Below are 8,624 nucleotides of genomic sequence, written 5' to 3'. Positions count from 1 at the left end.
AAATGTACGCGTATGACGAACGCTGCCTCGCACGAGCGCTTGCGCAGACGTCTGCGCGCGCTTGCTGTCGAAGCTCGATGCGCCCGGCGGCCGGACGAACGCGCGTGCGCGCGGCGCCTGCCACGGCGGCGGGCCGGCGTCCAGACGGGGGTGAGCGAGGTGATACGACTCGTCTCGCGGGAGACGGTCAGGTCGACAAGGCCATGACGGCGCTTGGCCCGAGGAGAGGTGTCCCCGCCCGAACTGAGCCCCATTCAGGAGTGAATCGCCATGCATGCTCCCAGTGAAAAACCTCAACCTTGCTGGTCCTGCCGGAAGCGGGAGGCGACGGGTACGTACACACATGCGGGACGCACCGTCATGGTGTGCGCAACCTGCCTCGACCGGCTGGAGGTACAAGAGGCATTCGAATACAAGGGCCTCGCCATCGACAAGCTGGTGAGTCGCGACCAATACGACGAAGTGGGATGCATTCGAAGACGCCAATCGCCATTGCGATCATGATGGTTGGCTGGCCCGAAGCGTCGCGTCGGAGCGCGAGTTCATCCTCTACGAAGCGGGCAGGTACGAGGAAGCGCTGCAAGCCTGCGAGGCCGTTGCGCAACTCACCCGAAGACGGGCGGCGCGGGTGCGGGTGTTGACGGGACGTGATGGCAACTGCTACGGAGCCCGTGAGGTGTGATCGTGGTGAAAGCGGAAGGCGAGCAGCAGCCCTTCGAGTTGCCGGATTTCTACGTCCCCTGGCCCGCACGCTTGAACCCCAACCTCGAGGGCGCCCGAGCCCACTCGAAGGAATGGGCGCGAAAGGTGGGGATCTTGGACCCGCCGCCCGGCGAGGCCGATCCCAACATCTGGAGCGAGGCGAAGCTCGACGCGATGGACTACGCGTTGCTCTGCGCCTACACCCACCCCGAGGCACCCGGCCCCGAGCTCGACCTCATCACCGACTGGTACGTCTGGGTCTTCTATTTCGACGACCACTTCCTCGAGACCTACAAGCGCCCCCAGGATCAGGTGGGCGCCAAGAAATACCTCGACCGGCTCCCCTTGTTCATGCCGGTCGACCTCGCCACCACCCCGCCCGAGCCGACCAACCCCGTCGAGCGTGGCCTCGCCGACCTCTGGTATCGCACGGTCCCTTCCAAATCCGTCGCCTGGCGCCGGCGCTTCTTCGAGAGCACCAAGAACCTCCTCGACGAGTCCACGTGGGAGCTGTCCAACATCAGCGGGCAGCGCGTCTCCAACCCCATCGAATACATCGAGATGCGACGAAAGGTCGGCGGTGCCCCCTGGTCCGCCGACCTTGTCGAGCACGCCGTCTTCGTCGAGGTCCCTGACCGCATCGCCGCCTCTCGCCCGATGCTCGTGCTCAAGGACACCTTCTCCGACAGCGTCCACCTGCGGAATGACATCTTCTCTTACCAGCGGGAGATCCAGGAGGAGGGCGAGCTCTCCAACGCGATCCTCGTGATGGAGCGCTTCCTCGACGTCGATACCCAGCGCGCCGCCGATCTCGTCAACGATCTGCTCACCTCCCGCCTCCAGCAGTTCGAGAACACCGCCTGCACCGAGCTGCCCTCCCTCTTCGAAGAGCACGCCCTCGACCCGATCGAGCGCGCCCACGTCCTCACCTACATCCGAGGGCTCCAGGACTGGCAGTCCGGCGGTCACGAGTGGCACATGCGCTCCAGCCGCTACATGAACAAGGGCTCCTCGAGCAACTCGCTCCTCGCCAAGGGCCCGACGGGCCTCGGGACCTCGGCCGCGCGCCTCGCCTTCGGGCTCAAGAGGTGGAAGAATTTCTCCCACGTCCCCTACCAGCGCGTCGGCCCGACGACGCTGCCCGATTTCTACATGCCCTTCTCCACGGGGACGAACCCCCACCTCGATGGTGCCAGGCAGCGCCTCAAGGAATGGGCGCGCCGTATGGGCTTCACCGGGCCCGTGCCCCACGTCGTCGGCCACAGCGGCTGGACCGAGCGTGAGCTCGAGGCCATCGATATCGCCTACTTCTCGGCGAGGTGCTCCCCGGACGCCTCGGCCGATGCTCTCGACCTGAGCGCTGGCTGGATCACCTGGGGGACGTACGGCGACGATTACTTCCCGGTGGTCTACGGGAGCACCCGCGATATGGCGGGGGCCAAGGTGTTCGTCAAACGGCTGTCTTCGTTCATGCCGATCGAGCTCGGCGCCACCCCACCCCCGACCACGTCGTTCGAGCTCGGCCTCGCGGACCTCTGGGAGCGCACGGCCGCGTCGCTCTCCGTGGACGATCGGCGAAAGCTCCGCAGGGTGATCGAGGGCACCGTGGAGAGCTGGTTATGGCAGCTCCAGAACCGGATCCAGCATCGGATCCCGGATCCGATCGATTACATCGAGATGCGCAGGTGGACGTGCGGCGCCGAGCTCACGACGGTCTTCTGCCGGCTCGGGCAGCAGGGCGCTGCGATCCCCCCCGAGGTCCTCCGCGCCCGACCGATGCGCTCGCTGGAGAATGCGTACTCGGATTACGTCGGCCTGCTCAACGACCTCTACTCCTACCAGAGAGAGATGGAAATCGAGGGCGAGATCCACAACTTCGTGCTGGTCGTGGAGCGGTTCCTCGACTGTGGGAAGGACAAGGCCGTCCAGGTGGTGAATGACCTGATGACCGCCCGGGCGCAGCAGTTCGAGCACGTCGTCGTCACCGAGCTGCCGGCGCTCTCGGACGACCTCGGGCTCTCGGTGCACGCTCGCGAGGGGCTCGAGCGGTACGTCGAACAGCTCCAGAAGATGATGAGCGGCACCCTTCACTGGAGTCGGCAGACGGGTCGCTTCAATGAGCCCGAGCGCCGGGAGATCTCGCCGCCGGTGCACTTCGCGGGCCCTCGAGGACTCGGCACCTCGGCGGCACGGATTGTGTCATTGTTTACGAGCGATCGGACCAGGTGATTCCATCTGCTTCCCTCCACGAGCCCGTCGCGAGCTCCCGCGCGTGGTCCGGGGCGAGCATTTGCAACGCTCCCAGATTGACGAGCGAGAGCACGTCGAGCAGCCCGTCTCGGGTCGGGACGAACCGCGCGGGCAAGACGGTCTCGTATTCGAGGTCCTCGTACTGCCGATAGAGCAGCGGGAGCGGAAAGCCTTCGTTCGTCGGCGCGGCGCCTCGCGTCCAGGGCCTCGCGTCATAGAGGCGCGCCTCGTACGGCGCGGCCCAGATGCAGCCGAAGACGAGCAGGCGCTCGCCGTCGGCGGCAGCCTTTGACGTCGGCGCGGGCGGCAGCTCGAAGCAGAGAAACCGCCCCGAAGGCGAAACCACGAGATGCGTGGGCCAAGGCGCGGGCGATTCCGGAAAGACGAAACGCGACGCCTCCACGAAGCGCGATGCCTCGCGGACGAACCGACGAAAGCCGCGGGCCTCGTCGTAGGTGACGAGGGTCTTCGAGGCGAATGCGTGGTTTCTGGTGTCCTCGAGGACGAGGAGGGGCTCTGCGTCGCCGCCCCGTTCGAGATCGAGGACGTGGAGATCGCGGCCGTGGATGTACGCCACGAAGCGGTCGTCGGCGAGCGAGAGCGCCTTGTAGATAGGCGGGCCGCCGGGGCTGCGGGGGCACGTCAGGCGGAGGAAGCGCGTATCCATCCGCCGTCCTGCGCCGGCTGGAGCGTGTCCTCGGAGCCGAACCACTCGCCATCCTTGAGGAAGGCCGCGCGAGCTTCCGGGGCAAGGGTCTTCACGTCGAGCGCCATGGGGGAACGTCCTCTCTTGGGGTGGTGCACGCTACATGGGTCGGCGTACATGTGTCCAGACAGGAGGCGTGGGGCTTGGGGCTTCCCGCTTGTTGCTCGGGGGTAGGACTGTACACTGCCAAACATGGGCTTGGTAGCAACGAGGCTTACGGCGTCCTTGGGGCTCACGCTCGGGTTGGGCTTTGTCTTCCTGCCGCTTGGCTGTGGGAGCGGCCTCATGGGGACCCCGCGGCCCAGCGGTCACGGTTCGGGCGACGGCCCGTCGGTCCCGGCGGCGACCGTGGCCGCGCTTCAGGATTGCGCTGAGCATGGCGCGGCTCGGCTGACGGACACGCACTACGCCATCCTGTTCGACGTCGAGGTGACGGGGGACGGTCAGGTCGACAAGGCCAGGGTCAGGGAGTCGATGATCGGCGATCGAGAGATCGTGTCGTGCATGGAGGATGCGCTCCACGGCATGTCGTTGCCTGGGGTCGTCACGCCGTTGCGATCCTCGGGGACGGTCTACGGCGGCGGCGGCAGCGTCTCTCCGGAGGGACGGACTCCCCTGGGCCACCCCGCGGCCGCGGCCGCCGTCGTCGCCGTGAACCTGGTTCCGATCGTGCTCGTCGCCGCCGGGGTGACGATCGTCGTGGCTGTCACGGTGCATGTCGCGGAGGAGGCGGCCGAGGCGATCCGAAGGTGGCCGAAGAAGGTGGAGGAGAAGTGCCAACCGCCGTTTCAGGAGTGTCTCGAGAACCCATGGCAACCGAAGCGGAACAGGGAGACCTATGGGAATTACAAAGATTGTGGAGGATGCCTCGCGGAGTGCAGAAACAAGGACGGCATTTGGCCCGAAGAGAGGTGCCCACGGCATTGGCAGTATTGAGCGGTCAGGAGGAAAGCGTCATGCCGTCTCCCACTGAAAAACCGCGACCTTGCTCGTTCTGTGAGAAGCGGGAGGCGACGACGACATACACGCGCGCAGGGCGTACGCTCCTGGTGTGCGCCACGTGCCTCGACAGGCTGGAGGTGCAAGAGGCATTGGAGTACAAAACCCTCGATCTCATCGAGCTCAGGAAGCGTGACCAGTACGACGAAGTGCTCGCGTACCTGGATGCGTTCGAACAAACGAACCGCCATCGCGATCATGATGGCTGGATGGCTCGAAGCATTGCGGCGGAGCGCGAGTACACTCTCTACGCAGCCGGCAGGTACGAGGAAGCGCTGCAAGTATCCGAAGCCGTGGCGCAGCTTGGATTCGAGAACGTCACGTACCGATGGTCGCACGGCGGCTCCAAAGCACGGATCCTGCAAGCCCTCGGGAGGGATCGGGAAGCCCTGGCGGCCTACGAGGAGGCGTTTCGCCATCAGGATCCGAGATACGCATCGGCCATTCCCTATTACTTGCCCACGCTGGTCGAGCTTTCGGACAACGTAGGCCAGCCGGTCGATGAAACATGGCGGCGCGTCGCGGAGGCGGGCGCGGAGGACTTCGCCGTCGAGCTGCCCGTCCGGGACTCCCTCGGAGAGAGCATGCGCGCGCTCGCGGAGATGACCCAAGGGATGCCGTCGAAGAGGGAGCGGGAGTGGAAAGCAAAACAGGGCGGCGGAGCCGACAGGGACGAACCGTGAGTCTCCCGCCGGGAGGCTTTCGGGAGCCCTTGGGAGGCTAGCGCGACGAGGACCCCGCCGGCAGCAGCACCCGGAAGAGCGCGCCTCCCTCGGGCGCGTCGCCAATCTCGACACGACCGCCGAGATCCCGAACGACGTCGGCCACGATGGGCAGCCCGAGCCCCGTGCCTCCGCTCTCGACCTTCGTCGAATAGAAGAGTTCGAAGACCTGTGACCGCTTTTCCTCGGGGATCCCGGGTCCCGCGTCGGCGACCTCGAGCCGGAGCAGGGGCTCGCGCTCGGGCCCCGCTTCCTCGCCGCGCGCGAGCGAAATCCGGAGCGTCCCCCCCCGCGGCTGCGCCTGAATCGCGTTGATGCAGAGGTTCATCACGACCTGGAGCAGGCGATCGCGGACGGCGACGATTGGCGGTAGCCGTTCGGCGACGACGAGACGCAGCTCGATGCGACGCACGCGCAGGTCCGGCGCGAGGAACGCGCTCACGTCCCGCACGACGTCGGCGAGCTGCACGGGCACGACGTGATCCGTGGGGGGGCGGCTCACGTCGAGCATGCGCTGGACGATCCGCGTGATGCGCTCGCACTGGCCGGCGATGGTCTCGAACTGCCGGCGCACGGGCCCGGGCAGGTCGTCGTCTGCGGCCGAGAGGCGGGACCAGCCGAGGATGGTGTTGAGCGGCGAGCCGATCTCGTGGGCGAACGAGCCGGCCACCTGCCCCACGACCGAGAGGGCCTGCGCGTGTCGCATGCGCGCCGCGAGCTCGGTCCGCTCCGCCTCGGCCGCGAGCAGTTTTTCGCGGGCCTCGGCGAGCGAGCGGGTCATGTCGTTCACGGCGCCCGCCACGCGATCGAGCTCGAGCTCGGGGGAGGCCTCGACGCGCACGTCGAGATCCCCCGCGGCCACGCGATCGACGGCGTGCACGAGGTCGCCCCACGCGCGCCCGAGCACACGCGAAATCCAGATTGCGACGAGCGAAACGCAGAGCGCCGCCGCGCCGCCCGTGAGCGCGAGCCGGACCAGGGTGAGGTCGATCATGCGATCGATCGGCCCAAGCTCGCGGGTCATGACGACCGCGCCCAGACCGGACGCGTCGCGCACGGGCTCGACCCGGACGAGCACCTCCTCATCGCCGATCTGCAACGTTCCATGGCTCGCCTCGCCGGTGGCCACGGCGCGCGCCGCCATGGAGTCGAGGGCGGAGGGCGCGCTCCGGAGCGCGGACGAGCGCACGAAGGGCGCGCCCCGTTCGTCGTAGAAGGCGACGCCGTGCACGGTCTCCTCGGCGGCGACGCGCTCGACGAGCGCCACGGCCTCCTCCGTTCGCCCCGTCGCTGCGATGGGCAGGGAGGCCGTTCGGAGCGTCGCGATGTTGTCCGCGAGCGCACGCTCGCTGCTCTCGACGAGGGAGGCGCGGGTCGTCCGGATGGACACGACCCCCGTCACCACGAACCCGAGGATGACGGGCGTGGCGAAGACGGCGAGGAGCTTGCGGGTGAGCCGCTTGCGCGCGAGGTTCATGGCCTCGCTCGTTATGGCACGCCGCGAGCGCCGAACGGGTCGTGGCGGACGTTTCGCACTGCTTGAAGAAGAACGGCACGCGCGCCGGGAGCGCTCGGCAGGGCCGCCTCACCGCGCGCCCGCGTCCTCTTCTGTTGCTCCGGCCCGCCCCGCGGCCCGGCCGAGGCGCTCGGCCAGGCGGCGGAGGTGCTCGATGAGCTCCACCGGCTCGTGCACCTCGAACTCGAACCCCATGAACCCGAGGTGGAACGCGAGTGCCTCGAGGCTCCCGCCGCCGGTGTGGACCACGCAGCGGTCGGGCGCCAGCGCCTCGACGCGCTCCGCCACGCCCGACAGCCGCTCCGAGACGGCCTGCGCTGGGGCGTGCACCGTCACGCGCGCCCGGAGCGGGTACGCGACGGTAGAGACCGACTTCGACACATAGGCGGCCACGTCCTCCGCGGGCAGGGGGCGCGGCTTGAAGCGCCCCGCCGTCTTCGGCCTGCCCTGGATGCGATCGACGCGGAACGTCCGCCATGCGCCTCGATCGAGATCGTACGCGAGCAGGTACCAGCGGCGGCTCGTGTGCACGAGCCGGTACGGCTCGACGGCGCGCACGCTCGCGGCGCCGCTATGGCTGCTGTAGTCGAAGCGCAGGACCTCGGCGTCGCGGCACGCGTTCGCCATCGCGGCGAGCGCGTCCGCGTCGACGGTGGGTCCGCCGTCGCCCAGCCGCACGCTCACGGCGTCGAGCGCGCTCACCTTGCGCCGGAGCCGCTTGGGGAGCACCTGCTCCAGCTTCCCGAGCGCGCGGACCGACGCCTCCTCCAGCCCCTTCACCGGTCCGGTCGCCGCCGCGCGCAGCCCCACGGCGACGGCGACGGCCTCGTCGTCCTCGAGGGGCAGCGGCGGCAGCTCCTTCCCGGCGCCGAGCTGGTATCCGCCGCCGATGCCGGTGGCCGCGTGGACGGGGTACCCGAGGCTCCGGAGCCGGTCCACGTCGCGCCGGACGCTGCGCTCGGTGATCTCGAGCTCGCGGGCCAGCTCCGCGCCCGTCCAGAAGCGCCGGGATTGCAGCAGCGACAGCAGCTTCAGCAGCCGCGCGGAGGTCTGGACCACGTACCACCTCTCTCCTCGCGGACCAAATCTGTCCGCAATCCAGTGTAGCTTCCTCTCCTCCCTCGGGCGAGGCGTCCAAAGGCGTCCCGCCCCCATCCCTGGAGCTACCGCCCATGAGCAATGCCGCTTCCGAGCACACCACGACGACCCCCGGCCCCCGGACCTACAAGGGAAGCTGCGTTTGCCGCGCCGTCCGCTTCGAGGCCGACTTCGACCCGAGCGCCGGGACGGGGAAGTGCAACTGCACGATCTGCGCGAAGACACAGTGGTGGGGCATCATCGTGAAGCCGAGCGCCTTCCGTCTGCTCGCCGGCGAGGAGGTCCTCGGCGACCACTCGCGATCGGAGGCCGGCCATGCCCGGTTCTGCAAGACCTGCGGCATCCGCGTGTTCGCGCACGGGCACCTCCCGATGCTCGGCGGCGATTATTGCTCCGTGAACCTGAACTGCCTCGACGACGCGGACCTCACCGGCGTTCCGGTGATGTACGTCGACGGGCTCCTAGCTTCGGGGCGCTCGCGACGATAATTCCACAGGCTGCTAACAGCCCGTGGACCTATCCCGAAGGGACGATCGACAGAGACGGGAGACGATGGTAGGTTTGTCCGCGTCATGTCGATGGGTCGAACACGGGAGAAGCAAGCGCCGCTCTGGGTGGCGGCGCCTTCGCT

General features: G+C 68.1%; 8 protein-coding genes. 4 read left to right on the top strand and 4 right to left on the bottom strand.

Going from position 1 to position 8,624, the window contains the following annotated elements; all coding sequences use genetic code 11:
- The first annotated feature begins 687 nt into the window (after window positions 1-687).
- Window positions 688-2,931 carry a terpene synthase family protein gene (locus tag E8A74_RS51205; RefSeq protein ID WP_136936511.1) on the top strand — a complete coding sequence of 748 codons (2,244 nt, stop codon included), beginning with the start codon at window positions 688-690 and terminating at the stop codon, window positions 2,929-2,931.
- Here the strand turns inward: E8A74_RS51205 and E8A74_RS51200 are convergent.
- Window positions 2,909-3,619 (bottom strand): hypothetical protein, encoded by a 711-nt coding sequence (locus tag E8A74_RS51200; protein ID WP_136936510.1) that lies wholly within the window; start codon window positions 3,617-3,619, stop codon window positions 2,909-2,911. The genes E8A74_RS51205 and E8A74_RS51200 overlap by 23 nt on opposite strands.
- The gene (locus E8A74_RS55815) at window positions 3,595-3,726 is read right to left on the bottom strand and encodes a hypothetical protein (protein ID WP_269749953.1); all 132 of its coding nucleotides are present in this window, start codon (window positions 3,724-3,726) and stop codon (window positions 3,595-3,597) included. The genes E8A74_RS51200 and E8A74_RS55815 overlap by 25 nt, the downstream gene beginning before the upstream one ends.
- Window positions 3,727-3,943: 217 nt before the next feature.
- On the opposite strand from E8A74_RS55815, the gene E8A74_RS51195 reads away from it, so the two are divergent.
- Window positions 3,944-4,594: a hypothetical protein gene (locus E8A74_RS51195; RefSeq protein WP_136936509.1), complete on the top strand. Its 651-nt coding sequence runs from the start codon at window positions 3,944-3,946 to the stop codon at window positions 4,592-4,594.
- A gap of 20 nt (window positions 4,595-4,614) precedes the next feature.
- The gene (locus tag E8A74_RS51190; RefSeq protein WP_136936508.1) at window positions 4,615-5,340 is read left to right on the top strand and encodes a hypothetical protein; all 726 of its coding nucleotides are present in this window, start codon (window positions 4,615-4,617) and stop codon (window positions 5,338-5,340) included.
- Window positions 5,341-5,377: 37 nt separating this feature from the next.
- Here the strand turns inward: E8A74_RS51190 and E8A74_RS51185 are convergent, their stop codons facing one another.
- Window positions 5,378-6,856 (bottom strand): sensor histidine kinase, encoded by a 1,479-nt coding sequence (locus tag E8A74_RS51185; protein WP_136936507.1) that lies wholly within the window; start codon window positions 6,854-6,856, stop codon window positions 5,378-5,380.
- 108 nt (window positions 6,857-6,964) lie between these two features.
- On the bottom strand, window positions 6,965-7,954 hold the full coding sequence (locus tag E8A74_RS51180) for a helix-turn-helix transcriptional regulator (RefSeq protein WP_136936506.1): 990 nt from the start codon (window positions 7,952-7,954) through the stop codon (window positions 6,965-6,967).
- Between the two features lie 113 nt (window positions 7,955-8,067).
- On the opposite strand from E8A74_RS51180, the gene E8A74_RS51175 reads away from it, so the two are divergent.
- Window positions 8,068-8,481 carry a GFA family protein gene (locus E8A74_RS51175; protein WP_136936505.1) on the top strand — a complete coding sequence of 138 codons (414 nt, stop codon included), beginning with the start codon at window positions 8,068-8,070 and terminating at the stop codon, window positions 8,479-8,481.
- The last annotated feature ends 143 nt before the right edge of the window (window positions 8,482-8,624 follow it).

The organism is Polyangium fumosum (assembly GCF_005144585.1).
GTDB lineage: Bacteria > Myxococcota_A > Polyangia > Polyangiales > Polyangiaceae > Polyangium > Polyangium fumosum.
Note: the sequence above shows the minus strand (reverse complement) of the source record. Positions and strands in the feature narration are given on the sequence as shown.